Source organism: Psychrobacter sp. JCM 18903, from assembly GCF_000586475.1.
Lineage (GTDB): Bacteria > Pseudomonadota > Gammaproteobacteria > Pseudomonadales > Moraxellaceae > Psychrobacter.
Genome location: NZ_BAWJ01000002.1, coordinates 99209 through 126007 on the forward strand (window position 1 = coordinate 99209; position 26799 = coordinate 126007).

Genomic DNA, 26799 nt, shown 5'->3' on the forward strand with positions numbered 1-26799 from the left:
CTCAGCTGACCATTGGCTGCATAAATGGGTTTGCGACCTTCAGCGCTATGGCATTGGTACAGGCATTGGCATTTAACAGTGGCCCCACACCATCGAACAGTACGCGACCCTCATTTGCTGGTGTCCACTCTGTGATAAATAACTCACGTCCAGGTGATACCCCGCCTAAAGCGCTGCTCGGTAGGTTGGGCATGATTTGCAAAAAAGGCTGTGACCCATTGGCGGCAATCGTAGCACTGCCACCTGCTGGCTGCCAGTTGGTATCGATTTCTGGAGTGTCAGGAGTAGTGGGTGGGTTGGGTACGTTAGTATTGCCATCATTACTGGAATTATTTGAATCATCTGAGCCACCACAAGCAGTGAGCAGCAGCGCCATACTTACACTGAGTAGCGTGTTACGTATGATAGGAGGTGATGTATACAGTGAAGAATTTGATATGGTTGACGAGTTTGATCGTAAAAACATGGGCTGACCTGAAATAGCTAAAATATAAGGGGTTAGGGTATATCTTCATCGTCAGCCTATTTAGAGGCTGTCGATTTAATTGAGGATATCCTGAGGATTATGCGATAAGTTACCGCGCAATAGTTAGGCGTATTGACTCAAACAAGCAGCATAAACGAGGCTGCTTGTTTGAGAATTTTATGACAGGAAATTCAACCAACTATGCACTGTTCGCTTCGTCATGGTTAAAGCACTTATAGCTGACTAGGTAAAGCAACTGGGATAGGATTGTTGTACATCCAAATATGAGTGGTGTCTTTGTTGCCGAGTGAGCCTTCAAAGCTCCAGCCCCACGTAAATAAATGACCAGCTTTCAGCGTATTATTATCTTGGTCAAACGATTTTTCATGAGCAATCAGATGCATGGCACCCATGGCCATATTATCGATATTCTTTAGATTCGGCAGCTTATTGGTTGGTTCATCTAGGTCGTTGTAAATGGTCTTGCCTGCGCCGTTTGTCTCCCCAAACATGCCCCATGCATAGAGAATACCATCCGTTGTTGATGAGCCATTATTAGTGGCGACATTATCCAGTAACGCATAGCTGGCATTGCCATTGGCATAGACGCGGCGAACTTCTTTATCTGTAAACCAAGGCAGTTTGGTCGGTGAGGTAATGACATCTGCCCATGCCTTTTCGCTGCCATTAAATGTCTCACCATTGTAGCCCAATTGACTAGTGGCATTTAAGCCCCAACCATAAACTGCGTCTTTATTGGTCAATGCTAAGATATGGTCTTTGCCAGCCGTCAATTGGGTCACTTTTTCTACATCTATAGCGGGTTGGTCGTCAGCTTTTTGAGTGGCGTCATCTGTCTTAGCAGTAATGGCGTGATTAATCGTTTCATTAATGACATGAATACGTACAGGGGTTGCATTGACGTTGATACAGTTGGTTGTAGTGTTACAGACTTTGCCTTTGCCAAGATTGGCGTAAGCATCGCTGCCCCAACCCCAAACCTGACCTTTGTCATCTAAGGCATAAGAGCTATTGCCACTGACAACCACCTGCACGATATGTCCTGCCTCTGTGGCTGCTGTAAAGTCAACTTTGACAGGGGTGCTGCTATCGGTGCTGGTATTATTACCAAGTTGACCATACCCATTGGCACCAAAGGCCCAAACCGTACCCTCTTCGGTCAATACCAAGTTATGGCTATAGCCGGGTGCGACCATGACGGCGTTTTCGATACCTTCGATCGCGCTGATATCCAAACGACAGTCAGCAGTCTTGCTACAATCATTACGACCCCCATCACCGCGACCCAGCTGCCCGTATTTGTCTTCGCCCCAACTATAAACTTGACCATTTTGAGCAATAGCGAGTGAATGATTTTGATTAAAACCAATAGATAACAAATCTTTTGGTGCGCTGTTCATCAGCATCGGCGTATCTGGATGTCCCATAATATCGCTGATTTTTGTGGTCAGGCCGAGTCCTGTCTGACCATAATTGTTGCGACCCCAACCATATAGCTGACCATCACGCAGGGCAGCGGTATGCGAACCACCTGCCGCTATGGTATCGCCTACGTAGAGGGTCTTGGTTGAGCGCATGATATTACCGGCATTGTCTGTGGCTTCTAAGACAATGGTATTGCTACCTAGCGTTAATAAAATACGATCATCAAAATAACCATCAGCATCTAGCGTTAGCGCTTGGGCTAATTCGTTATTATGCATATAGGTCAATGATTTGACGCCGCTGCTATCTTGTACTTGTCCTGAGACAAATACCGCTGCAACCGCGCTATAGCCATCAGTAAAGTTGCTATCAGTGGTTAGTAGTGGCGGTGTCCCATCTATGATAGCAGTGGCTGTGTCGGAATCACTGCCACAAGCAGTAAGAATCAAGGCTGCGGTAACGACCGCGACAGCTTGAGTAAGACGGGATAAACGCATAAAAACCTCGATAGATGCAAATTGACAATATGTCAGTACGCCAGCCGTAAAATAACAAAACCGTCCCATACAAATCCGACGGTTGTAGGGTTTGTGCTATTGACTGAGTCAATCGTATATGATGGCGTTGAAATACTAGAAATGGCGGCAAGAGTTTAGCAATAATAAATGTGAATAGTATTACAAATAAGAATTATTATCAATAATAAAGTGGAAAAACAGCACCACCAAGGATGCTGTTTTTAAAAGCTGAACGCTGACTATCAATGAAACATCAACTATAAATTTTGGTTATAACCATTTAAGCCTTTTAAAATTGTAATATAAATAGCCACATAATGATCCAATGATGAGCATGATGACAAAGTAGGAATATTGCCAATGCAGCTCGGGCATGAAATCAAAGTTCATCCCATAGATACCTGCAATGGCCGTCGGTACAGCTAGAATACCTGCCCAAGCAGCAAGCTTACGAACCACCTCGTTCTGTCCCATATTAACCATGGCCATATAGGTATTCATGACCACACTCAGCATCTCATTTAGACCATTAATGGCGTCTAATGAGTGCAGCAAATGGTCATTGACGTCGCGAAAGTAGGGCTTAGCGGCTTGAGAAAACCCAGAGACCATCTCGCTTTTTTTATGATTGATAAAAAAACTACAGATATCTTGTACTGGCAAAATAATCGCCCGCATGTGTACGAGTTGCGATTTGAGCTCATAAAGGTTTTTTAATGTACCTTTATCAAACTCATAGGTAAACACGTAACGTTCTTGCTCACGCAAATAGCGACCTAAACGATCGGTAATCGGCATATAATTATCCACGATAAAATCGAGAATAGCATGCAGTACAAATATCGGCCCCATACGCAGCTTTTCAGGGCGACGATGACAATGCTCACGGACAGGTGCATAGGAGTTTGATGGACCATTACGGATGGTAATCAGGTAGTTTTTGCCCATAAATATCGCGGTGGTGCCATAGCGAATGACATTGTCCTCAAGCTTAGCGGTACGCAATACCACAAACACCATGTCATTGTCGTAGTTCTCGACTTTGGCACGCTGGTGATCGGCAAATGCATCCTCAATCGCCAACTCATGTAGTCCAAAGGCTTCTTTGACTTTGACCATGGTTTCTAGCTTGGATCATAGAGACCAAGCCAAATAAACTGACCATTATTATTTAAGGCACGACTAACATCGTTTAGCGCCAATTTATCGAGATTTTCGCCCGTCTTACGTGAGTAAGCGTAGCAATTGACGACTTCATCGGCACTGGAAGAGTCAATATCCTCATAGCGTTCAGAGTCAGGATCGTAGACCGTCATGGTCTCGATGGTGTCCTCAGTGGTGGTATCAGCATCGCCATAGATATAGCTGTCGTCATTGTCTAGATAGAGATGTTCATCATTCATATCGGCGTAAATACGATTGATATTAGAGTCAGGTGCAATACGCGCGGTTTTTTTTGATTAACTGGTCGTTATTGTTTTCCATACACCCTCCCTTTATAAAGTAAAAAACGTGTCACAATCAGAACTTATAATGATTGTTGTTAATAATGATCGTTATTAAAGGGCGTAACTTTTCAAAGTATCAATATCGACCAAGCTCAATAAGCTTTCGTGGCAAGCTTCTAGTTTGATTTGCGGGGCAATATCAAAGTCCAAAGCTTCAACCCAGCGTAACGCACAAATGCACCAATAGTCACCAGGCTTGAGGCCAGAAAATCCATACTCAGGTAGCGGCGTAATCAAATCATTGCCGCGACTGGCAGAAAAGTTCAAAAACTCGCTGGTCATCTTGGCGCATACAGTGTGTTGACCAACGTCATGGTTGCCAGTATGACAAAAGCCGTTGCGGTAATAACCGGTAATAGGGTCAAAGCAGCAGCTGGCAAGTGCCGTACCTAAGACATTGGCTTGATTGTTGGCAGGGTTTGGGTGGTAATCAGATGACATAAGGCTTCCGAGATAAAAATATGGCTTAGTGTACCATGAGTCGGTATCGAAGGCGTTGTTCTCACTTTGCTCATTATTTTCTTTGTGATATAAAATGATGGTAACCATTTTTGAGTCAACGATTACTTATGTAGTCTACAGATAACCTTCATAGATTAAGTGCTGATAAGACGTAATTAGATAGTAATTGTGGCTAATTGTCACTAGGCGAACCTTGGCTGCTATGCTAAACTAAAGCATAAAGTGCCTTGATTATTTAACGCCGTTTATTAGCGCATAAAGATACTCGTCTTATCATTCTAAATTATACTTATTACTCACCCTTTTGCGGCTACCTAGTTTGTTTATAAATAATTGGGTCAATGATGTTGCGCGTTAAAAATAAAAATGCATGGCGTCAATGCAATTGTAAATATAACCTTTAAGTACCGCATCAGTACCGCGTTTTTGGTAAGCGATACGCCAAACAAGGATTTATTGTGTCTGTCAGTTCTGATTCTGCAAAACTTGCCCAGTTAAATACGACTAATGAAGCGGCGGCTCAGCTGCTGAAAACACTGCTACCTCTACTAGCATGCCATATTTGAACAACCTTGCCAGCGACGTTGCCAATAGCTGGTTGCTGCCTGATGGGGTGGTGGATGTGCTGTTCGAAGATGCGCGTAAGCAAGAAGTGCTTAGGTATCAGCTGACTCAACAACTTATTGCTCATGGTTATCAGTTGGTCAATCCACCAATGATTGAATTTACTGAGTCATTGTTGAGTGGTGCCTCAGAAGATTTAAAGCGTCAAACTTTCAAGATTATCGATCAGCTAACGGGTCGCTTGATGGGTCTGCGTGCGGATATTACCCCGCAGATTTTGCGTATTGATGCGCATTGGGGCGGTACAGGTATTGCACGTTATTGTTATGCGGGCGATGTGATTCATACCTTGCCATCAGGGTTGTTTGGCTCACGTACGCCTTTGCAGCTCGGCGCTGAAATATTTGGCTGTGCATCACTTGCCGCAGATATTGAGCTGATAGATGTGTTGTTTGGCATGATAAATAAGCTAAATATGAGTGCGACGCTGCATATAGACTTGGGTCACGTGGCGATATTTAAGCGTCTGGCAGAGTTGGCAGAGTTGTCTGATAATGACACTGAGCAACTCATGCATTTATATGCCAATAAAAATCTACCAGAGCTAAAGCGTGTCTGCCAGTTATTATCAATGGGTGATGATTTTTATGCTTTGGCACGTTTTGGTCATGATATTACCAATCTATTGGCGAGATTGTCAGAGACTGCACAGAAGGACACGCAAGTCGCGACTGCTATCAATGAATTACAACGCTTAAAAACACATCTACAAGACCAGTGGCAATGCCCTGTGAGTATCGATGTGACGGAATTATCAGGCTATCATTACCACACGGGTATTGTGTTCAACGGCTATATCAATAGTGAGACGCAACCTCTGGTACGTGGCGGTCGTTTCGATGGTATGCAAAGCGGCAACCAGTTAGCAATCAATCAGCCACGTGAAGCCACGGGCTTTAGTATGGATGTCAGTCGTTTGCTTGCACACACGCAGCTTGAGACGCCAATCATCGTATTGGTCGACTATGAAGCATTGAGCAGTGCGAACCAAGAACAGAGACAGATACTGCTACAGCAGGTTGATAGTTTACGTGAACAAGGCTATCGCGTCACCATGCCATTGAATGCAGAAGATCGTCCCTCTGATATGACGCATCTTTTGAGCTTTAAAGATAATCATTGGCAGTTACAGAGTATTTAAGCATTAATTTTTAATATTAATAGTATTACCATTTTTTAACGTCTTTAAAATCAAGATAACGAAAGTTATCACAGGTTTTAAAACGTTATTGCAAACACCTCAATACATAAAGGTAAGGATTGATCATGGGTAAGAATGTCGTAGTTTTGGGTAGCCAATGGGGCGATGAAGGTAAAGGTAAAATCGTCGATTTACTAACCGAAAAAGCTTCAGCAGTTGCACGTTTTCAAGGCGGACATAACGCTGGTCACACGTTAGTTGTCGATGGCAAAACCACCATCCTACATTTAATCCCATCAGGTATTTTACGTGAAGGCGTTACCTGCTTTATCGGTAACGGCGTGGTGTTAGCACCTGACGCATTATTAAAAGAGATGAAAGAGCTAGAAGAGAACAACGTACCAGTACGTGAGCGTCTGCGTATCTCTCCAAACTGCCCACTTATCATGCCGTATCATGTGGCACTTGACCAAGCACGCGAAGCTAAGCGCGGTACTGGCAAATCGGTACGACGGGTCGCGGTATTGGACCTGCTTATGAAGATAAAGTAGCCCGCCGTGCCATCAAGCTTGCTGACTTGTTCCGTGATGATTTAGAAGAAAAACTACGCAACTTAATTGAATATCATAACTTCCAACTGACGCAGTATTACAAAGTTGAAGCGATTGATTTTGATGAGACACTTAAGCTTTGCCAAGAGTGGAAAGAAGAGATTAAAGGCATGGTTACTGATGTGACCGAAGACCTTAATCAATTGCGTTTGGCTGGTAAGAACCTGATGTTTGAAGGTGCGCAAGGTACATTGCTTGATATTGATCATGGTACATATCCGTTTGTTACTAGCTCAAGCGTAACCGCTGGCGGCGTGTCTACTGGTACTGGTATCGGTCCGTTGTATTTAGATTACGTACTTGGTATCACTAAAGCTTACACTACCCGCGTTGGTAGTGGTCCATTCCCAACTGAACTATTTGATGATGTTGGTGCGCATTTGGCTAAAGTCGGTCATGAGTTTGGTGCGACCACTGGTCGTGCGCGTCGCTGTGGTTGGTTCGATGCGGAAGCATTACGCCGTGCCGTGGTACTGAACTCTATGTCAGGTATCTGCTTAACTAAGCTTGACGTATTAGATGGTCTTGAAGAGTTACTAATCGGTGTGGGTTATAACTTGCCTGAGACTGAGTGTGCAGGTGCACATGATGCTGAATTCTATGAGTCAGTCACGCCTAAATATGAGACGATGCAAGGGTGGAGTGAGTCAACCGTTGGTATCACTAACTATGATGAACTTCCAGAAAATGCGAAAAAATATATCAAACGTATCGAAGCGTTGATTGGTTGCCCAGTTGATATTATCTCAACCGGTCCTGATCGCGAAGAGACGATTGTATTGCGCGACCCGTATGATGCTTAGTTTCTTATCATAAAACTTAATTAGTTTAAGCGTTCATAAAAATCCCAGTGCTGAGCATTGGGATTTTTTTATGAGTATTACCTTGTGAGTAATGTCTTATCATTTTTTATTATGCTAACTATTATTAATGCCAAATGATAAAAAGTGTTAATCACTATTAATTTCTAACGATAAAAAATCAAGCTATCTGGTAATTGTATAAATTGAGATAAGAAAAAATAGTATAAAAGAGAGAATTGCTAACATTATTCTGGTTTAATTGGTATATTATGTCATAAATGAATGTAACTTTATCAATATATAAAAAGGAAAACGTGATGAAAGCGACTATTATCAAGCACTCTATAGGCAAAACAGCTTTAGCGCTGCTAACGTCTGCGGCTTTTATGTTTCCTATGCTGTCATGGGGCGCGCAAAACTGTGATAAACCCAACAATGATTTTGATGGTTTATATTGCTTAACGAAAGTATATCTAGAAGCGGATAAAGAGCTGAATAATTCTTATGCAAAATTGGCTAAGCAGTTAAATAGCCAGCAAAAATCCAAATTAAAGCGCGGACAACTAGCGTGGATACGCGAGCGTAATGACCAATGTAGTTACAATAATGATGAAGGGTTTTTTGTCAATATGGGCTGTGCGACTCGGGTGACAACTGAGCGAGTGAACTTCTTAAATGATCGTGTGCGTGAATGTAGCGCTGGCAGTTGCCGAGACAGCCGCTTAAGCGAGTAGTTGTTTTTTAGTATTGCTTGAAAGCAGTGACCTTCATACCTTCGTATTAATAAAATCCCTTAGCATTATATGCTGAGGGATTTTTGTTGGTAACACTTACATAGAATTTTCGCCAAGTTGGTTTTATGCCCATCAATGACAAAGATAGTTAGCGATGAGATACATAGGGCAAGAATCTGCTATTGATGAATGCTCACTTTGTCTTAAGATAAGCTATGGTAATAAATTTACTTTTATGCAAGGTGCGGTCATAAATTAACCCTATCATTTATAGCGCTAATCATTATAATAGGCAGCAATCCTGTGTTGGCGCTCATATTATCGCATTGATAGACCATGAGTTATTTAAATATGCCTAAGTCAACATTGCGGCCAAAGATAAAACAAAGTATTTACCATCTCATTTTTATCGAATTCATTATTTATTAGGAGCTTTTCATGGCTAACGAACGTACTTTATCTATCATCAAACCTGACGCAGTCGCTGGCAACAACATCGGCGCTATCTACGATCGTTTTGAAAAATCAGGTCTAAAAATTGTTGCCGCTAAAATGATGCAGCTTGATGATAAAAAAGCAGGCGGTTTTTACGCTGAGCACGCTGAGCGTCCATTCTACAACGATCTAGTATCATTTATGACGTCAGGTCCAGTATTGGTATCTGTATTAGAAGGCGAAAATGCGATCGCTAAGCATCGCGACATCATGGGCGCTACTAACCCAAAAGACGCCGCAGAAGGCACTATCCGTGCTGACTTCGCTAACAGTATCGACGAAAACGCGGTTCATGGTTCAGATTCAGCTGAATCAGCAGCACGTGAAATCAGCTATTTCTTCAATGAAGAAGAAGTTTGTGCACGTACGCGTTAATATAGTAAACCAAATATAGTCTGTTACGGTGTCAGACTCGATTAATGTACTCAATGTACAATTGGCGCTTGTCTTCCTTGTACCAGCTCTATATTTGATTCACTATGCACTAATAGCTTATAAAATTGACTATAAATTATTAGTGTGGCAAGACGCTTATATCTTTTGGTATAAGCCGTTTTAGCTATTATAATAGTCTGACTATGCATTGAAATTTTAACTTTTCTCCCTCATTATTGGTTTTATATAGCGTTATCAATCCTTTATCAGCATATTACTTTCAGTTTTTGGTAAAAAAATGCGCTCATAAAGGATTGCTCATGCACTCATATATTGAGTACGTCTGCAACACCCATCTCAACAATTGCATCGCTTATACCAGTAGATGCAAAAAGGTTATTTATTATGTCAACTGCTCAAACTCCTATTCAAACTGACGTCCAACACGTACCTGCTAAGACTACTAAGAGTATAAAATTAGTAGACGAGGCGCAGGCGAAAACCAATCTACTAGGTATGACCCAAGCGCAGCTGGCGGAATACTTTAAGAGTATTGGTGAAAAGCCGTTTCGCTCGACGCAAGTCATCAAGTGGATATATCAGCAGGGTGTCACTGATTTTGAGCAAATGACCAATCTGAGTAAATCTTTGCGTGATAAATTATCAGCCAATGCCTGCGTCATTCCGCCAAAAGTGATTCATCGTCAATATAGTGATGATGGCACGCGTAAATGGGTATTTGAAGTCACGGGTGGCTCGTTGGTCGAGACCGTACTGATTCCCGCAGATGACAGCAAATTAAACGGTCGTAAAACCTTGTGTATTTCTTCGCAAGTGGGCTGTGCGCTCGACTGTAGCTTTTGTAGTACGGGTAAGCAGGGCTTTGAGCGCGATTTGACGGCGGCTGAGATTCTTGGACAATTATGGGTGGCAAATGCCTCTTATATGACCGATGAAAATGATAGTTTAGAAAAAGTTGACCATAGTTTATGGGAAAACAACGTCACCAACGTCGTCATGATGGGTATGGGCGAGCCGTTATTAAACTATCGTCCTGTTGTCAGCTCAATGGAATTGATGCTCAGTGACCATGCTTATGGTTTATCAAAACGCCGCGTTACTTTGTCGACTTCAGGTGTGGTGCCAAAAATGTACGAGTTGGCACAGGAGCTTGACGTGGCTTTAGCGATTTCATTGCACGCACCAAACGACGAGCTGCGTAATGAGCTAGTCCCAATTAATAAAAAATATCCGCTAGAGCAGTTGATGGCAGCTGCAAGAAATTACGTTTTTGAAGTAAATCCGCGCCACAAAAAACACGTGACTATTGAATATGTGATGCTAGATGGTGTCAATGATAGTAATGAGCATGCTGAGCAATTGGTCGCATTATTGGGCGATTTACCAAGTAAGATTAACCTGATACCATTTAACCCGTTCCCTCATGCAAATTATGATAAGTCGAGTAATAATCGTATTCATGCCTTCAGCAACATATTAAGTGAAGCAGGTTTTGTTTGTACCATACGTCAAACACGCGGTGATGATATTGATGCGGCATGTGGTCAATTGGTTGGGCAAGTGGCTGACAGAACGCGTCGTTCAGCCGCGTGGCAGCAAAGCATCAAGGATCGTGAAAGTGTTTAGTATGATGGTCATATAAATGGTGAATAGACATTTTCGATGTAGCATCGTATTTGTCTTTTATCTGTCGCAATGGTAATAAAAATGTATCAATAACGATTAGTTTGGATGTGCACAGCAATTAATGACAACTAAATTGTACTTATGCGGGCTAAATCTATTAAACTGATGCCTCGAGGATCGAACGCATTGAATCACAGTTTTATGATGGCGGCTATGATGACTTCTAGAAATTCTTGTCAGTTCAATTATCAAAAAATATTTTCTCAGACTTATAAGCGATTGAGTACAGCGAATGGACAAGTGGCTATTGACCCAATAGCGATGTCGAAGCGTACGGTATTAGTGACGGCATTGGTAGGGCTGCTGCTCACTGGTTGTCAAAGCACGCCGACCAATGATTTGACAAATATCGCGGCTTATCAAACGTCTACGCGACCCAATGACAATCGTAACTTAGATCAACAAGAAATTGCTCGCGTGCGCACTTCACTTGCCGCGCAATATATCCGCAAAAATGAGCTTGATACTGCTCAACGCCAACTTGAAAAAGCCTTTGCTGCCGATAGCCGTTACGCGCCAGCCTATGATATGATGGGCGTTTTGCTGCAGCAAGAGGCAGTCGACTCAATCTCGAAAAAGCCGATCAATATTTTAAAAAAGCGATCACGCTTGATAAAGATTTTGAGCAAGCCCACAATAACTATGGCGTTTATTTGTCACAAATGAAGCGCTATCGTGAGGCGGCAGAGCAGTTTGAGATTGCGGGTTCAGCATTAGGTTACGAAGGTCGTATTGGTGCGCTAGAGAATCTAGGACGCACTTACTTACAGCTAGGGGATCGCAGTGCGGCTGCTAAAGCATTTTTACGGGCACTTGATGGCAATCGTAATAGTATTATTGCCCATATCGAGTTGGTCGACTTATTGCTTGAGCAGCAACGTGTTCCACAGGCTCAAAGGCTTTATGATGAAACCTTGGTACTGGTACAAGGGCAGGGCATTAGCCCGCGCTTGCTATTACAAGGTATCAAATTGGCCGCTGCACAAAATAACATAACGACGCGCCAGCAATTGGCACAGCAGCTTTTATCTGCTTATCCTTTAAGTGATGAAGCAAAACAACTTAAGACTTGGCTTAACAATCCAGAGGCACCATGGAAATGACCACCCCATCATTAAACACTCAATCTAACGCTCAGGGATCATTTGGTGCCGTGTTGCAGCAAGCCCGTAAAAATAAGCAAATCAGCTTAGACGAGGTAGCTGCCGAGTTATTTATTTTAAAGCGTCATTTGCAAGCGCTTGAAAATGAAAATTTTTCGGAGATGCCGCAAGCTGCTTTTGCGCGTGGGTTTGCCATCAATTATGCTAAGTTTTTGGGTTTAGATCCTGTAAAAATAGCGACCAGCTTTGATGCCGCTTATCCTACGGAGCTGAAAGCCAAGTCAGTGAATAACACGGATACGCCACTGCGTCCAATGGGCACGTTGCAACGTGATACGCACAATCGAATTCGTTTTAACCCACTACTGATCATCGCCGTTATTGGTGTCATTATTTTAGCGATTTTCTTATTTCGCATGGTGAGTAATGCCAGTAAAGAGAATGCCGAGCAGCCAGTATCGACGGTCGAAGACGTCTCAGCGATAGAGCAAGCGCAAGGGGCGGCAATCAATACTGATGAGATGGGCGTTGGTGCCTCTGGCTCTGCTCTAAACTTGGGCGGCGATGCAAGTCCAGCGTCTTTAGATGTCAAACTGACGGATACCGCCGTCGTGAGTATTACTGATGCCTCTGGTAGTAGTTTAATGAGTGGCTCGCAGACATCTGGGGATTATAAACTGTCAGGTACGCCGCCGTTTAATGTACAAATTGATAATGTTGATAATGTCAGCATAATGCTTAACCAAGAAGCGGTTGCGCTAAATACTTATGCAACGGATAAGCAAGCCAATTTTGAGTTAGCGCCTTAACTTTTTAAGCGGCTAATTTTGAATGCTAGTCTTATCGACTGCTGTACAAGATTTATTTTTAAAAGTTGCTATCTGCAAGCTATTATAAGTGTGTTTTTTCTGCGTTTTTTCGCTCTAACTGAAGGGTTTGTCTATGTCAACGTCAGCGCCTATTAACCGTCGCCTTACCAAAAAAATATATGTCGGTGATGTCGCGATTGGTGGTGATGCGCCGATTAGTGTGCAGAGTATGACCAATACAGATACTTGCGATGTGGCAGCAACTGTCGCTCAAATCGAACGCTGCGTTGAAGCTGGTGCGGATTTGATGCGGGTGTCGACGCCAACGATGGATACTGTCAAAGCTTTTGGCGAAATTCGTAAGCTGGTCAGCGTGCCTTTGATTGCAGATGTGCATTTCGACCACAAGATTGCGTTAGCAGTTGCCGAAGCAGGGGCTGACTGTCTGCGTATTAATCCAGGTAACATCGGTAGCGACGCCAAAGTACGTGAAGTGGTCGCCTGTGCCAAACATTACAACATCCCTATTCGTATCGGTGTCAATGCAGGCTCGCTCGAAAAAGACATTCAGCGCAAATATACCGAGCCAACTGGCGAGGCGATGCTTGAATCAGCCATGCGCCATATCGATATATTAGAGCGTCTAAATTTTGATCAATATAAAGTATCAGTTAAAGCCAGCAATGTGTTTTTGACCTTGGATGCGTATCGCCTGATTTCTGCACAGATTGATAACCCGCTGCATTTGGGCGTTACCGAGGCGGGCGTTTATCGTACGGGCGCGGTTAAATCCGCGATTGCACTTGGCGGTTTATTGTTAGATGGCATCGGTGATACCATTCGTATCTCACTGGCGGCAGAGCCTGAAGAAGAAATTAAAATCGGCTTTGATATTTTAAAATCGCTCAATATACGTTCTAATGGTGTCAACTTTATTGCGTGCCCAAGCTGCTCGCGCCAAGAGTTTGATGTGATTCGAGTTATGACGGCTTTAGAGTCGCGCTTAGAAGACATTCGTGAACCAATGAACCTGTCTGTGATCGGCTGTAAAGTAAATGGTCCTGGTGAAGCGAAAGAGGCCGATATTGGCATTGTTGGTGCCGCACCAAGATCCTTGGTATATCGTATGGGTGAAAAAAGCCATCTTATCGATACCGACAATTTGGTCGATGAAATAGAAGCATGGTACGCGCACATGCCGAAGATTTGGCTAAAAAACGCGAGAATGAGATTATCCGCGTAAAATAAAACACTATTATGAGCAAAAAATAAAAGAGACACTTGTTAAAATTTTTAAGGATACGACCGTACCATGATTAAAGCTATCAAAGGGTTCAATGATATTTTGCCTGATCAGTCCGCAAAATGGCTGCATTTAGAAGCGATATTGGCTGAAGTACTGGGCAGATACGGCTTTGAGCATATTCGCTTGCCAATCGTTGAGCAAACCGATTTGTTTGCGCGTGCCATTGGCGGTGCGACTGATATTGTCGAAAAAGAGATGTATAGCTTTACCGATAAATCTGAGCCACCAACGCCGTTGGCTCTACGCCCCGAAGGTACGGCAGGTGCAGTACGTGCTGTGATTGAGCACAACTTACTGCGCGGTGATACGCCAAAGTTATGGTATATCGGCCCGATGTTTCGCTATGAGCGTCCACAAAAAGGTCGTTATCGTCAGTTTCATCAAATAGGTGTTGAAAGCTTTGGTAGTGCCTTACCAGACGCTGACGCTGAGCTGATCGCCATGACTCATCTGATGTGGCAAGAGCTGGGTCTAAAAGATGAGATGCGTTTAGAGCTAAACAGTCTGGGCGAAATTGATGAGCGTTATGCTTATCGCGAAGCATTGGTCACCTATCTGACCGATAAAAAAGATCAGCTGGATGAAGACAGCAAACGTCGCTTGACCACCAATCCGCTACGTATTTTAGACAGTAAAGAAGCCAGTACACAAGCCGTGTTGGTAGATGCGCCGAAGCTTGCTGACTTTTTAGGTGAAGAAAGCGTGGCGCATTTTGAGCAAGTACAAGCCTATTTAACAGAGCTGGGTATTAATTTTGAGATCAATCCGCACTTAGTACGCGGTCTTGATTATTACAACAAAACGGTTTTTGAGTGGGTGACCGACAAGCTTGGTAGCCAAGCGACCGTTTGTGCGGGCGGCCGTTATGATGGTTTGATCGGGCAACTAAAATCCATCGGTACTCATGGCAATAAGCCAGTAAAATCTGAGCCTGCTGTTGGATTTGCCATGGGGCTTGAGCGTTTATTACTGTTAATGGAAGCGGTTGCGCCAATTGCTGATGTTCCCGCTTGTGATGTCTTTGTGGTTGCCCATCCAGAGGTTTATAGTGCTGGTATTGGCTATGCTCAACGTCTACGCTATAGTCGCCCAGACATTCGGGTGAAAATGGCGAGTGCGACGAGCCTAAAAGCGCAAATGAAGAAAGCCGATAAGTCAGGTGCTGCATTGACCGTTATTATTGCGCAGCAAGAGCTGGATGATAATACCCTCAGCGTTAAAGACATGCAGACGGGCGAACAACAGACGGTTGCGACAGATTGGCTGTCGAGCAAAGAAAATTTTATCCGTCAGTAATCGATTGCGGTTTTAGCATTAGCAATTTAATAACACTTTTATCAGGTAAACACATATGGCTCTGACACCCAATTCGCCGAATGCAGACAATTCAATGCAAGCGTTAAAGCAGTATGGCAGCTATATTGTCACTGTGATTTTGTTGGCACTGGCCGCTTATTTTGGTTGGACATATTGGCAGGACAACCATGCGCGCGTAGACACCGTTGCAGCAGATCATTACGCAGACATTCAGCGGTTGAATGAAGAAGTCAGTTTGGCCTCACAAAACCCTGATTTGGAAGCAGAAGCACAAGCAGCACTTGCCCAAAGTCGCACCCAGCTAAACAAAGATATTGATGCGCTAGTCAGCAAGCATGGTGAGTCGGTTTACGCTTGGCAAGCACTGATGATTAAAGCGCGTCAGCAAGTAGATAATAATGAATTTGCCGAGGCAAGTGAAACCCTCAAAAAAGCATTGGCTATTGACTTAGGTGATGCAGGCTTACAGGCAATTACTCGTTTGCGCTATGCGACAACGTTACTGGCGGCGGGCGATACGGATGCTGCATTAGCAGAAGCCAACAATGATATGCCAAGCTCATTTGAAGCCAGCCAACAAGAGTTGTTAGGGGATATTTATTTGGCACAAGATAATAAAGACTCAGCGATCAAGTCTTATAATAATGCTTGGGAGTTGTTACGCAACCGTCAAGAGACGCGTGCAGTATTGGCATTAAAGATGGAGAGTCTGGGCATCGTACCTGAGCCTATCGACGAACCAGTCAGTCTGATTCAAGAGTCAAGTAGTGCTGCACAGCCCTTAGTGGAAGAAAATGCTGCTGCCGAGGTTGCGCAATAATTGTACAGTGACAAGCGCTGTTAACCAATAATAGCGTTTGCGTTCTATCTAATGCCTGATAATTGCTAGTCAATAGCGCGTATCTATAACCGTTCTACAAGCTAAGTGGTGCAGTAAAACAATCGCGTCGCATGGACAGCCAGCACTCATTGAATGTGCTTGGTGAATACTAAGCGCCGATCTGATATTTACTGATAACCAATTTACTAATTAATAATAATTTATTTGTAGTGAGAACTCATAATGACTCAATCTATTCGCTCTAGCAAGATATCAAAAGCTAAAACCATCAAATCGACGGTGATGCATGTGGCAGTATTGGCAGTGATGAGCACTGCGGTGATTGGGTGTAATCGCGGTATTAAACCCGTCGTCAATGATCCAGTCAAGCTGGTACAGATTGCTGAGCCTATCAGTGTGTTGCAACCGGTTTTTAGCACAGATATTGGCAATAAAAAAGCCAGTAAGAAAGATCCATTAGACTTGCAAGTAGGTTATGTCAATGGACAAATCGTCACTGCATCGCGCGGTGGGGATTTGACCGGTTTTAACAGTGCAGGCGAACGTTTATGGTCGATCAACGTTGGCGATCAAATCACGGGCGGCGTTGCTTTAGATGCTTTAAGCCAAACAGCGATTATTAGCACACGCGGCGGTCAAGTGATGGCATTTGATAGTGTGACTGGCGCAAAACGCTGGCAGAAGCAGTTATCAGGATCAGTATTGACACCCGCTTTAATTACCAATAACCGTGTCATTCTATCAGCGAACGATGGCTTTTTACATGGCTTGTCACTACAGACAGGTCAGTCTGTCTGGCAGTTTGCGACGCAAGTGCCAGCCATCAGTGTGCGCGGTAGTGCGGCGCCAACATTGTTGGACAGCAAAACGGCATTATTAGCGACTGCTGATGGTCGTTTACATGCGGTGACGACTGATAGTGGTTTACCGCAGTGGTCAAGACGTGTTGGCGTTGGCACTGGTAGTAGTGAAGTTGAGCGCATGAGTGATGTCGATGGTACGCCGATCGTCGATAAAAACCAGCTATTTGCCATCAGTTATAGTGGTCAGTTATTAGGTATTGATTTGGCTTCGCGTCAAGTCATGTTTGTCAACGAGCTTGCCAGCTTAAAGTCACTTGCTGTAAATAACCAGCAAGTGATTGGTACCAGCTTAGAGGGCAAAGTGGTTGCCTATAATCGCAGTAATGGTGAGGTTCTTTGGGAAAGTGAAGAGCTGGCTTATCGTCATTTAACCAATCCTGTAATGATTGGCAATTATATTGCCGTGGGTGATTTTGACGGCATGGTACACTTATTTGATCCAGCTAGCGGCAAAATCGTTAGCCGTGTACAAACCAAGGGCGCTTTGAGTAGCTTGCAAGTACAAGGCAGCCGCTTGATGACACAGAGCACATCAGGACAGGTTGCTATTTGGCAATTAGCCCGCTAAGCTTTTTATCGGTTAATGCTTACTTAGATAGTATGTTTGATATTATCGTTAAGCCAACTGGTTGATTGCAATTTTAGAGAACACAAACGCTGCTTCGTCAGCGTTTAGTGCCTTGTGTAAATTGCTTGTTTAAATACAGGCTTTCGCGTACTCTATGCGACCGATGCGCCGTAGGTGTTATCCATATATATTATTTATTTATCATTTAGTCATCCTATGTACCACTTGCTAATTGTAAAATAGCTGACTATTATTTTTGCTATTGTTTTATCATTCATTTTAATTTGCGGTCAAGAGCAGCTTATTCACGACTACTGTTATATCACTGGTTATAAGAATAACTGTACTGCCCGCCATTGTGCCTTTCACTGAGAGTAACCCATGAGTATCAAGCCTGTGGTCGCCTTAATTGGTCGTCCAAACGTCGGTAAATCTACCTTATTTAATCAGTTCACAAAAAGTCGGCAGGCATTGGTTGCTGATTTGTCAGGACTGACTCGTGACCGTCAGTACGGTGATGCGACCTATGAAGACAAATCTTTTATCGTTGTCGACACTGGTGGTATTGGTGAGGCGGATGACGGTAGCGGCAACATTGATGACTATATGTCTGAGCAATCGCATACAGCGATTCATGAAGCAGACATCATCGTATTTGTGGTGGATGCTCGTGCTGGTATGATCGGCGCAGATGCGGAGATTGGTAAGTTTTTGCACACACTTGGCAAACCAGTCTATGTGGTTGCAATAAAGTCGATGGTGCTCACGACGCTGCTCCTGCCGAGTTTTATGCATTAGGATTGGGTGAGCCATATCCGATGGCAGCAAGTCATGGTCGCGGTGTCGGTAATTTGCTTGAAATATTGACGGCTGATATGCCTGAGCAAGAGAATGTCGTAGAGCCAAAAGGTTTGAAGTTAGCGATCATAGGTCGTCCAAACGTTGGTAAATCGACGCTAGTCAATCGTCTATTGGGTGAAGACCGAGTAGTGGTTTTTGATATGCCCGGTACCACGCGTGACAGTATTTATATTCCTTATACACGTGAGGGTAAGGACTACGTCTTAATCGATACCGCTGGTGTACGCCGCCGCGGCAGAATTGATGAAAAAGTAGAGAAGTTCTCGGTCATTAAAACCCTGCAAGCAATCGAAGATTCTAACGTAACCGTTATTGTTATTGATGCGCATGAAGGTATCGTTGATCAAGACTTGCATATGATTGGCTATGCGCTTGATGCGGGTCGTGCTTTAGTTGTTGCGATTAATAAGTGGGATGGTCTGACAGCTGATCAGAAAAATTATATCAAGATTGAGATGGATCGCCGCTTTAACTTTATCCCTTATGTAAAAGTGCATCTAATCTCAGCACTACATGGTACGGGTGTGGGTAATCTATACCCATCTATCTTGCGTGCTTATAAATCTTCGATGTTTGAAGTGTCAACCAATCGTTTGACTCAGATTCTGCAAGATGCGGTGACAGCCAATCCACCACCAACGGTTGCTGGTCGCCGTATTAAACTGCGCTTCGCTCACATCGGTGGCCACAATCCGCCCGTGATTGTCATTCATGGTAACCAAACCAGCGCGCTACCTAAGAGCTATCAGCGTTATCTTGAAAACCAATTCCGTCAAGTATTTAAGCTCGAAGGCACGCCGCTCAACGTTGTTCTTAAACAAAATGACAACCCATATGCCAACAAGAGCGATACGCCAACCAAAGCGAAGACGCAACAGTTGCGCCAACGCGAGCGTAATCGGGCACAGAAATTTACTACCAAAGATAAGCAGAAATTCACCAATAAAGATAAAAAGCGTTAATTTAGCAAAATGATGATGGTCTTTATATTGTTGTAGTAAATAAAGACTGTTTTATTCTATTGTTCATGCTTCTCTGTAATGCGCTATATCATGATGATTATATCGGTCATCATGATATATTAATACGTTGTTAAGTTTTATTAACATGTGATATTTCCCTCACTACTCCTACAAAATACCTGTACTATAATCAAAAGTTTTCTTAACTCAGTTAAGTAATATGAACAACCGTCCCTCTCAAACCATCTCTACGCTTATTTGGCGTTCTGTCGTACAAGCCATTATTTTGGCTGTGTTGGCAGGCTTCTTGATGTCTATCGTTTATGGTTTTTTATACCACTATAAAGAAAAGCGTCAGCATATCCAGCAATTGGCTACCATGTTGACCACCAGCGCATCGACAGCCGATGGTGCTGATATCGTGGCTGAGCAAGTGAGATTCTTGTTAGAAAGTGAACCCAGCATTAGAAGTATTTTATTTTATTCAACACCCAAACCTATTGATGAAGTTAATCAATCCAGAGATGATTGGAAGAATGCTTTATTTGCAGATACTGTCAGCTTCAATTATCCCGTTACCAGTGACGATATCGGTGATGATAGCGCGCTAGATACGTTAAACAGCAGTCAGCAATCGTCTACGACTTTATCAAATGGTGGGCAAGAATCGTCAGCGTCTAGTGAGGCCAATAAAAATAGCGCGTTAGTTGGATATATTAATCTCACTTTAGATGTGAACACCCTGCGTTCACATTGGTTTCGAAGCAATATATTGCTATGGCTTATTACCACGATATTGACGGTACTTTGGGTATTGTACATTCTGCGCAAACTCAAATGGCCAATCAGAGATATTGAAGCTTTGAAAGAAGTCTGTCACATCGTTGTGAAAAACCCAGAGCTTGAGCAGTTACCAGTGATTCCACAGCTTTTTGAATTTCAGGAACTGGTGCAAATCAAGCAAACTTTGGCTGTATTGTTTGATCGTTTACAGAAAGTCCAACAAGATTATGAGGCGCTTGCGATTTTTGAGCAGCAATTACACAACAAAGACGTAGCCCTCGATGTGCAGCTGCATAACTTTCAAAGCATGATCACCCATGAGCTGAAAACTTCGCTAAACGCTATCGTAGGCGGTTTACAGCTGTTAGATTACGATACCCTCAATAGAGAACAAAAAGATGCGGTTGAAATTATCAGTGACGGTAGTGATAAATTGGTGTCGTCGCTTGATCATATTATCCAGTTGAATCAAATACAAAAAGGTCAGATGAGTATTAATTGTATTGCATTCAATCCACTGCAGTTAATCGCTGATCTGTTGGCAGAATATGAGCCTATTGCTCGGCAAAAAAGGCTAGAGTTGATTAGCCGTATTCATCATATAGACTATGGTCTGGAAGGGGATGCGGAAAAAATAAAAAAATATTATCGATATTACTGAGCAATGCGATTAAGTTTACTCCAGCGGGGCAGGTGACTATTACGTCGCAATTGACCCATTTTGATAAAAGCAATCGTTGGCAAATCAGTGTGAAAGACACAGGTATTGGTATCGATAGTACTCATATCGATGATATTTTTAATCCGTTTTTCCAAGTAGATTCATCACAAACTCGCCAATACGAAGGTTCAGGTGTCGGTTTGCCAGTCGTCAAGCAAATGGCTCAGCTGATGGGCGCTACTATAGAGGTAGATAGCACGTTAGGGTCAGGTACCCAATTCATGCTGACCATATCGATGACCAATAAACAGCAGTCTCGGCAGCAGCATTTATTGGCTGGATTGACTATTATTTACTATTATTATCATGAAGTCGGGTTTTTAGCGAAAGAGCTAGAGCGTTTAGGCGCGACGGTCATTTATCGTCAGCATGAAGCACTGGTTATAGAGGAGATGAGTATAAGACAGGTGAATATGGTGATGTTTGCGGAAGATATTTTTCCAAGTAAAGCTGAGTCGTTAGCCAAGCGTATTCGTCAATTTGAAAGTGAACATCGGGCTTTATTGGTATATTGGTATCCACCACATCGAGCGAAGCAGTTAGATAGCTTTGAGCATGGTTTAAAAGCAGCTGGTGTCGATTACTGTTATAGCGCCACTTATAAAGATAAAGCATTAAGCGACTTGCTTAAGCGCTGGTTGGTATGGACGTAATAGGTCAAAGTATTTGTCACGCTTACCGCCCTAACCTCGTTTAATGTAATCCGTTGCCTCTCATTTACTGTAAATAGTGTCGAACATCGTATTTTCGACAAGGGTGCTTGCTTTTAATCTGAAAAGTATGATGAACGAGAGCAAACCTACTGATTCTAGTAAATCAGTGTTTATCACAGTTTTATGAGAACACTACTTAATAGCAATAATAAAATCTGTGCGGTGAATGAGGACATAAAAAGACGCCCCGTTTTGAGGCGTCTTTTTTGTCAGTAATGTTCTTGAGAAATAGCTTCTACTAATATTCTCTAAAACAGATTTTGTGCCCAACGTACGACACGCTGCCAAGTGCGGCTCATAAAGCCTGATTGCTCGATATCACTGGTCGCTATAATAGGCACTGAAGCCACCGCTTTACCATCAATAACCGCCATCATTTTGCCAATTTCTTGACCTTTTTTGATGGGTGCTTCTAGGCTCTCAGGAATATCTACCACAGTCGTGATTTTATTTTTTTGCGTTTTGCTGGTTAGAATTTGCAAATTATCCGCAGTGACTAGCTCAACTTCATCAGCTTCACCGAACCAGACTGGAACTTTGCTGACGAATTGTCCGGCAGGTGCTTTGGTGACAGTAGTGAAGTGGCCAAAGCCCCAGTTGAGCAGCTCACGTGATTGATCGGCACGTGCTTGCTGGCTCTCTGTTCCCATAATCACAGAAATCAAGCGCATGCCATCACGATTGCTTGAAGCCGCTAAGCAATAGCCTGCGGCATCAGTGTGGCCAGTTTTTAAACCATCGACGGTAGGATCGGTTGCAAGTAGAGCATTACGGTTACCTTGAGTAATGCCGTTATAGGTGAACTCTTTTTCTGCATAAATACCATAATAGTCGCCGCTATTCTTGATAATAGCGCGTGACAATTTGGCCAAATCTAGTGCTGATGCCTCATGCCCTTCGTCAGGCATACCAGTAGAATTGACGAAATGGGTATTTTTCATACCAAGCTTTTCTGCTTGCTCATTCATCAAGATAGCAAATGAGGCTTCGCTACCAGCGATATGCTCTGCCATAGCTTTTGAAGCGTCATTACCTGATTGAATGATAATACCGCGTAGCATGTCGATAACGCTCGCAGATTTATTTACCGGCACATACATGCAAGACTGGCTGCTACTACCACGACACCAAGCATTTGGACTCATTATGACTTGGTCATCTTCTTTGAGGTCGCCTGATGCTAAGCGCTGCTCAATGATGTAACTGGTCATCATTTTTGTCAAAGACGCTGGCGGTAGCGACTCATTGGCGTTCTTTTGTGCCAAAATCTCACCAGTATTATAATCCATCAATACATAGGCGGTATTATCCATCTCAGGCGGCTGGATGGCTGCGTTTGCCATCACTGCACTCATAGAGATACTCACACCGACTACCAGCTGCACCAGCTGATTTTTTACACGCTTTACTGTCATATATCGTTACACCGCATCATGAAACCAAATGTATCTACCGCTTGTACCTTGCACTAAATCTTATGCAACATTTTAAGTAGCCTGTCTTAAACATTCTGTTTAAAAACAATGTATTAATAAGAGTGGTGATGGCTGAGCGACAGACATAAAATTAACGCCTTATCTTAGCAAAATGCCAACCGATGGGGAATCGATAAATGCAAAAAAAGACCCGATTAAAAAGAAAGAGTGGTAAGAAGTAAACGTTTGCTCAGACTAAGACTGCCACAATGTCTCGAATAGAAATAATTCGACTGTCATAAAAAAGCTTACGGTCATCCTGTTGGTATAAACAGAATTATCGTAAGCTTTTTTGTTACTTATAAGCCTGATGAACAAGCTTATAAGTTGTCGCTAAATGGCCCATAATCAGCGTTCCAAGACAGATAATGCCATGATTTATTGTCATTAATTATAGCTGACTTTATCAATTTAGAATCAATGCTGGGGCATAGCTATTGTAGGGGAGACGATAGGATGTATGATAAGTAAGCCAATTATAATGTTGTAATTGTTGAGCTTAATTATGATATTCCACTACTGGTATTCAGCATTTGCCAAATCTTCGCATAGAGCTTTGTTGTCTTGTTTAGAGAAGCCCATTGTCCAGCTACGAATGCCTTGTAATATCTGGCGATAATCTTGCTGAGTGGATAGATATTGAATCGCAGCTTTTGGATCTTCTAAAGACGGCATCAACTCGTGAAGCTGCACGTTATAAGATTTATAAAAGCGCTGTTTTTGTTTGCCATTGAGCATCGGTGGACATATCTCTGATAGCACTTGCATGACCGCAATTTCATGTTTGGTAACATTGATGCCAGACATATCTAGAGGTATGGTTGTAGCAGAATTATTCGCCGCAAAGGATGCTTGAGACAGCATGGCAACAGACGTTACCAGTCCTGCAAGACTAATTTTGGACGCCGTCTTCGCTATCACAGAAGCTATAGATAATATCGATTGATTTTTCATGCAGTATTACACTCGCTTATCTTTATTTAATGGTGATATGTTAATGGGTAAAAAAACAAAAGTCACATAAAATATTGATTTATGTGTAGATATCTTGTGAGCCAAAGCTCTTTTTTAGCAACATATCAGCAGCATAGACTCATAAGTTACGTCAGCATAAAAATATAAGTTTGTATTGTTGTAAGGTGTTGCCTATTGTAACGTCACGCCAAGTTTTTTTGCTGTTATTGATGCAGATATCATAGAGATAAAATTATAAATTGGATAGATTCTGCGCAAAGACTGGGTTCGTGTCAGCGTATTATTAGGGTATAATCGCCCAAAATTATGGTGGCATCCACGTTTTGCTATATCAGTTTTTCCATATCCATGCTGTGATATAACACAGTGTTATTTTATTTGATAGCAGTATGGCTTTTTTAACTTTGATAGTAAATTCAGCTATCATTTGACGCTCGCTAAATGCTTTTTATAAATACTATTTATGCAGAAAAAGCCAATGTGAATGCAAGCATCAAAAGTATCGTTAAAGAATCTAACCTCCATTTTCGGGTCTGATTATAGCAATTTTATGCGGCTAAAGTTCATAAGTGGACAGGCGGTCATTAATGAGTATATTGAGTGAAAATGAAATTTTTAATTAGTAATGATGATGGGGTTTATGCACCAGGGTTATTGGCATTATATCAAGCCCTGTCTGCTATTGCAGAGGTGGTAGTGGTTGCGCCAAATAGTGAGCAAAGTGGCTGCGCGAGTGCTTTGAGCCTATCGATGCCATTATATACTCATCGATTGGATTCTGGTTTTATAGCGGTGAATGGTTCGCCCGCGGACTGTGTACATTTGGCGCTGCATGAGTTGTATCCTGATACGCGTTTTGATTGTGTGATTACTGGTATCAATTCTGGTGCCAATCTTGGTCAAGACGTTTTATTTTCAGGTACCTTTGGTGCTGCATTAACCGCACAGCTCTTTGGAATACCTGCCATTGCGACCTCCCTAGTGGGCGGCGGTGTCAAAGGAGAAGGGCAAGAGCAGACCAGTCATTATCAAATGGCGGCAGCTGAAATAGTTAAATTATTGATAGAAACACCGATATTAGATGCTTGCAAAAATTTGCCCTATCATGTATTAAACGTTAATATTCCTGATATGGATAGTGCTGATGATATCAAAGGTCGGAAAATAACGGCGTTAGGGCACCGTCAGATTGCGCGTCCTGTACATCATGTGGTCGATCCACGTGGGCGTGATGCTTATTGGTTGTCGCTACGTAAACGCCACATGAGTTGCCATTAGAAACTGAAGATTTGCAGTCCTCTGCAACAGATATGACGGATGATCAAGCGGTAGCGGCGGGTTATATCAGTTTATCACCAGTGCGCCTGCATCATACGCCAGCAGACACGCTTAAAACGCTGTCGGCGTTAATGCTATAAATTTACGCTGCCAAAATGCGTCAAACAGCTGGTCAATATCCTGATATTATCTGCACTATTTTTCTTATTTGGCTGCCATTTATCTCATTTTTATCACCATTTTCAAAATGAGGACACGCCTTAGAAAATGGTTTACTATCGAGTGATTGATAATGGTATTTGCCAAATAATAAATACTAAATACTAAACGGTATAAAAGTTAGCAAAATGCTTGTGAGTAACACAAGGAGTTTGTGAGTAACATAAAGAATAGGAAATCTTGTATGAAGAAGCTTATTGCTGGATCGCGCTTTGCAACAGTGGCATTGATAGGTACTTTAACAGCAGCAACGTTAACGATGGTGGGCTGTGCAACCAAGCCTACTTACCAATCAGCCAACCAAGCGGGACCTAAGATTATTACCAATGCACAAGGCGTTCCTAACTACCATCGTGTACAGCGTGGCGATACGGTCAGCCAGATTGCTGAGCGCTATCGTCTCAGTTACCGTCAAATCGGTTCGCTTAATGGTTTGGACAGCAAGTATACGATTTATAGTGGTCAATGGCTCAAGCTGTGGCAAGGTACGCCAGCCGATAACAATCGTTATAACGCGCCTACAACGACACAGCCAACGTACACACCACCTGTAACGAGCGTGCCTAATAATAGCTCACAAAGCCCTGTATACGAAGTGACGGCTAACGCAACGTCAGGTTATGAATATCCGAGTCGCAATCAAGTGACCCGTAACTTTGATGCGGCAGCGGGCACGATGGGTATGTGGTTTGCTGGTAATGTCGGTGATCCCGTACTTGCTAGCCAATCTGGCACGGTACTGTACTCGGGCGATGGTCTGCCAGAGTATGGCAATCTTATTATGATTCGTCATAGTGATAATTACATCACCGCTTATGCGCATAATAGTCAGCTACTGGTCAAAGAAGGCGATGCTGTACAGCGCGGTCAGCGCATTGCAAACATGGGTAACAGTGGCCAGACCAATCAGGTCGGCTTAGAGTTCCAAGTGCGCTTAAATGGCAATCCTATTGACCCACGTGCGGTACTCGGGCGTTAAACGTGATGCCAAGTTGTGACTGATTTGGCAAGTTAGTGGCTTTATTCAGAGCGCTTGAATTTCAGAGTGTTTGAATAAAGCCACCTTAACTAAATCGGTTTATTTGAGTCGCTTTACTTATTCATACTTGAGAATT

General features: G+C 42.9%; 20 protein-coding genes and 4 pseudogenes. 18 read left to right on the forward strand and 6 right to left on the reverse strand.

The annotated features are described in order from the left end of the window. Nucleotide 1: 1 nt before the first annotated feature. The 4 genes and pseudogenes from TT12_RS01970 to TT12_RS01985 all read right to left on the reverse strand — a co-directional run bounded on the left by TT12_RS01970 (nucleotide 2) and on the right by TT12_RS01985 (nucleotide 4379). Nucleotides 2–376, reverse strand: coding sequence for a hypothetical protein (locus tag TT12_RS01970; protein WP_045451739.1), 375 nt, complete (start codon nucleotides 374–376; stop codon nucleotides 2–4). Between the two features lie 323 nt (nucleotides 377–699). Further along, the gene (locus TT12_RS01975) at nucleotides 700–2409 is read right to left on the reverse strand and encodes a chromosome condensation regulator RCC1 (protein ID WP_045451980.1); all 1710 of its coding nucleotides are present in this window, start codon (nucleotides 2407–2409) and stop codon (nucleotides 700–702) included. A gap of 291 nt (nucleotides 2410–2700) precedes the next feature. Next, nucleotides 2701–3915: pseudogene (corA, locus tag TT12_RS01980) on the reverse strand (magnesium/cobalt transporter CorA). Nucleotides 3916–3989: 74 nt separating this feature from the next. Then, entirely contained in the window at nucleotides 3990–4379 is a 390-nt protein-coding gene (locus TT12_RS01985) for a DUF2237 family protein (protein ID WP_045451983.1), read from the reverse strand. A 574-nt stretch (nucleotides 4380–4953) separates the two neighbouring features. Here TT12_RS01985 and TT12_RS01990 point away from each other — a divergent pair. From TT12_RS01990 to TT12_RS16125, 15 genes and pseudogenes are all read left to right on the forward strand, one after another. Beyond that, complete coding sequence (locus TT12_RS01990; RefSeq protein WP_045451740.1) at nucleotides 4954–6165, forward strand: ATP phosphoribosyltransferase regulatory subunit; 1212 nt, start codon at nucleotides 4954–4956, stop codon at nucleotides 6163–6165. A 125-nt stretch (nucleotides 6166–6290) separates the two neighbouring features. Further along, a pseudogene (locus tag TT12_RS01995) lies at nucleotides 6291–7579 on the forward strand (adenylosuccinate synthase). A gap of 317 nt (nucleotides 7580–7896) precedes the next feature. Continuing rightward, on the forward strand, nucleotides 7897–8313 hold the full coding sequence (locus tag TT12_RS02000) for a lysozyme inhibitor LprI family protein (RefSeq protein ID WP_045451741.1): 417 nt from the start codon (nucleotides 7897–7899) through the stop codon (nucleotides 8311–8313). Between the two features lie 438 nt (nucleotides 8314–8751). Further along, nucleotides 8752–9183, forward strand: coding sequence for a nucleoside-diphosphate kinase (gene ndk, locus TT12_RS02005; protein WP_045451743.1), 432 nt, complete (start codon nucleotides 8752–8754; stop codon nucleotides 9181–9183). A gap of 405 nt (nucleotides 9184–9588) precedes the next feature. Further along, nucleotides 9589–10830 carry a dual-specificity RNA methyltransferase RlmN gene (gene rlmN, locus TT12_RS02010; RefSeq protein WP_045451745.1) on the forward strand — a complete coding sequence of 414 codons (1242 nt, stop codon included), beginning with the start codon at nucleotides 9589–9591 and terminating at the stop codon, nucleotides 10828–10830. A 186-nt stretch (nucleotides 10831–11016) separates the two neighbouring features. Beyond that, nucleotides 11017–11556 (forward strand): tetratricopeptide repeat protein, encoded by a 540-nt coding sequence (locus TT12_RS16110; RefSeq protein WP_243443242.1) that lies wholly within the window; start codon nucleotides 11017–11019, stop codon nucleotides 11554–11556. After that, nucleotides 11553–11993, forward strand: a complete 441-nt coding sequence (locus tag TT12_RS16115) for a hypothetical protein (protein ID WP_243443289.1) — start codon at nucleotides 11553–11555, stop codon at nucleotides 11991–11993. The genes TT12_RS16110 and TT12_RS16115 overlap by 4 nt, the downstream gene beginning before the upstream one ends. After that, a complete protein-coding gene (locus TT12_RS02020; protein WP_045451748.1) occupies nucleotides 11990–12802 on the forward strand; it encodes a helix-turn-helix domain-containing protein in 813 nt (270 codons plus the stop codon). Before TT12_RS16115 ends, TT12_RS02020 begins: the two co-directional genes overlap by 4 nt. A 133-nt stretch (nucleotides 12803–12935) precedes the next feature. Next, nucleotides 12936–14050: pseudogene (gene ispG / locus TT12_RS02025) on the forward strand (flavodoxin-dependent (E)-4-hydroxy-3-methylbut-2-enyl-diphosphate synthase). 64 nt (nucleotides 14051–14114) lie between these two features. After that, on the forward strand, nucleotides 14115–15404 hold the full coding sequence (gene hisS / locus TT12_RS02030) for a histidine--tRNA ligase (protein ID WP_045451750.1): 1290 nt from the start codon (nucleotides 14115–14117) through the stop codon (nucleotides 15402–15404). Nucleotides 15405–15459: 55 nt separating this feature from the next. Beyond that, nucleotides 15460–16245, forward strand: coding sequence for a YfgM family protein (locus TT12_RS02035; RefSeq protein ID WP_045451753.1), 786 nt, complete (start codon nucleotides 15460–15462; stop codon nucleotides 16243–16245). Between the two features lie 243 nt (nucleotides 16246–16488). Beyond that, complete coding sequence (gene bamB / locus TT12_RS02040) at nucleotides 16489–17697, forward strand: outer membrane protein assembly factor BamB (RefSeq protein ID WP_045451756.1); 1209 nt, start codon at nucleotides 16489–16491, stop codon at nucleotides 17695–17697. 381 nt (nucleotides 17698–18078) lie between these two features. Next, nucleotides 18079–19520, forward strand: a pseudogene (der, locus tag TT12_RS02045) (ribosome biogenesis GTPase Der). Between the two features lie 220 nt (nucleotides 19521–19740). Next, nucleotides 19741–20964: a sensor histidine kinase gene (locus TT12_RS16120; protein WP_243443243.1), complete on the forward strand. Its 1224-nt coding sequence runs from the start codon at nucleotides 19741–19743 to the stop codon at nucleotides 20962–20964. A gap of 32 nt (nucleotides 20965–20996) precedes the next feature. After that, on the forward strand, nucleotides 20997–21677 hold the full coding sequence (locus tag TT12_RS16125) for an ATP-binding protein (RefSeq protein WP_243443244.1): 681 nt from the start codon (nucleotides 20997–20999) through the stop codon (nucleotides 21675–21677). 308 nt (nucleotides 21678–21985) lie between these two features. Here the strand turns inward: TT12_RS16125 and TT12_RS02055 are convergent, their stop codons facing one another. Both TT12_RS02055 and TT12_RS02060 read right to left on the reverse strand, forming a co-directional pair. After that, the gene (locus TT12_RS02055; protein ID WP_045444873.1) at nucleotides 21986–23152 is read right to left on the reverse strand and encodes a D-alanyl-D-alanine carboxypeptidase family protein; all 1167 of its coding nucleotides are present in this window, start codon (nucleotides 23150–23152) and stop codon (nucleotides 21986–21988) included. A 576-nt stretch (nucleotides 23153–23728) separates the two neighbouring features. Further along, nucleotides 23729–24166, reverse strand: coding sequence for an MCR_0457 family protein (locus tag TT12_RS02060; protein ID WP_045444876.1), 438 nt, complete (start codon nucleotides 24164–24166; stop codon nucleotides 23729–23731). A gap of 627 nt (nucleotides 24167–24793) precedes the next feature. Between TT12_RS02060 and surE the strand changes: the two genes are divergently transcribed. From surE to TT12_RS02070, 3 genes are all read left to right on the forward strand, one after another. Next, nucleotides 24794–25465: a 5'/3'-nucleotidase SurE gene (gene surE, locus TT12_RS02065; protein WP_243443245.1), complete on the forward strand. Its 672-nt coding sequence runs from the start codon at nucleotides 24794–24796 to the stop codon at nucleotides 25463–25465. Further along, nucleotides 25456–25605 (forward strand): hypothetical protein, encoded by a 150-nt coding sequence (locus TT12_RS16130; RefSeq protein ID WP_243443246.1) that lies wholly within the window; start codon nucleotides 25456–25458, stop codon nucleotides 25603–25605. The genes surE and TT12_RS16130 overlap by 10 nt, the downstream gene beginning before the upstream one ends. A 263-nt stretch (nucleotides 25606–25868) precedes the next feature. After that, nucleotides 25869–26663 (forward strand): M23 family metallopeptidase, encoded by a 795-nt coding sequence (locus tag TT12_RS02070; RefSeq protein WP_201605332.1) that lies wholly within the window; start codon nucleotides 25869–25871, stop codon nucleotides 26661–26663. The last annotated feature ends 136 nt before the right edge of the window (nucleotides 26664–26799 follow it).

Bases quoted from the DNA above. Each gene is read 5' to 3' on its own strand.
- surE (WP_243443245.1), top strand. From the start codon at position 24,794: ATGAAATTTTTAATTAGTAATGATGATGGGGTTTATGCACCAGGGTTA.
- rlmN (WP_045451745.1), top strand. From the start codon at position 9,589: ATGTCAACTGCTCAAACTCCTATTCAAACTGACGTCCAACACGTACCT.
- TT12_RS02020 (WP_045451748.1), top strand. From the start codon at position 11,990: ATGACCACCCCATCATTAAACACTCAATCTAACGCTCAGGGATCATTT.
- TT12_RS01990 (WP_045451740.1), top strand. From the start codon at position 4,954: ATGCCATATTTGAACAACCTTGCCAGCGACGTTGCCAATAGCTGGTTG.
- TT12_RS16115 (WP_243443289.1), top strand. From the start codon at position 11,553: ATGAAGCGCTATCGTGAGGCGGCAGAGCAGTTTGAGATTGCGGGTTCA.
- ndk (WP_045451743.1), top strand. From the start codon at position 8,752: ATGGCTAACGAACGTACTTTATCTATCATCAAACCTGACGCAGTCGCT.
- TT12_RS01970 (WP_045451739.1), bottom strand. From the start codon at position 376: ATGGCGCTGCTGCTCACTGCTTGTGGTGGCTCAGATGATTCAAATAAT.
- hisS (WP_045451750.1), top strand. From the start codon at position 14,115: ATGATTAAAGCTATCAAAGGGTTCAATGATATTTTGCCTGATCAGTCC.
- TT12_RS02035 (WP_045451753.1), top strand. From the start codon at position 15,460: ATGGCTCTGACACCCAATTCGCCGAATGCAGACAATTCAATGCAAGCG.
- TT12_RS16120 (WP_243443243.1), top strand. From the start codon at position 19,741: ATGAACAACCGTCCCTCTCAAACCATCTCTACGCTTATTTGGCGTTCT.
- TT12_RS01985 (WP_045451983.1), bottom strand. From the start codon at position 4,379: ATGTCATCTGATTACCACCCAAACCCTGCCAACAATCAAGCCAATGTC.
- bamB (WP_045451756.1), top strand. From the start codon at position 16,489: ATGACTCAATCTATTCGCTCTAGCAAGATATCAAAAGCTAAAACCATC.
- TT12_RS01975 (WP_045451980.1), bottom strand. From the start codon at position 2,409: ATGCGTTTATCCCGTCTTACTCAAGCTGTCGCGGTCGTTACCGCAGCC.
- TT12_RS02060 (WP_045444876.1), bottom strand. From the start codon at position 24,166: ATGAAAAATCAATCGATATTATCTATAGCTTCTGTGATAGCGAAGACG.
- TT12_RS02055 (WP_045444873.1), bottom strand. From the start codon at position 23,152: ATGACAGTAAAGCGTGTAAAAAATCAGCTGGTGCAGCTGGTAGTCGGT.
- TT12_RS02070 (WP_201605332.1), top strand. From the start codon at position 25,869: ATGAAGAAGCTTATTGCTGGATCGCGCTTTGCAACAGTGGCATTGATA.
- TT12_RS02000 (WP_045451741.1), top strand. From the start codon at position 7,897: ATGAAAGCGACTATTATCAAGCACTCTATAGGCAAAACAGCTTTAGCG.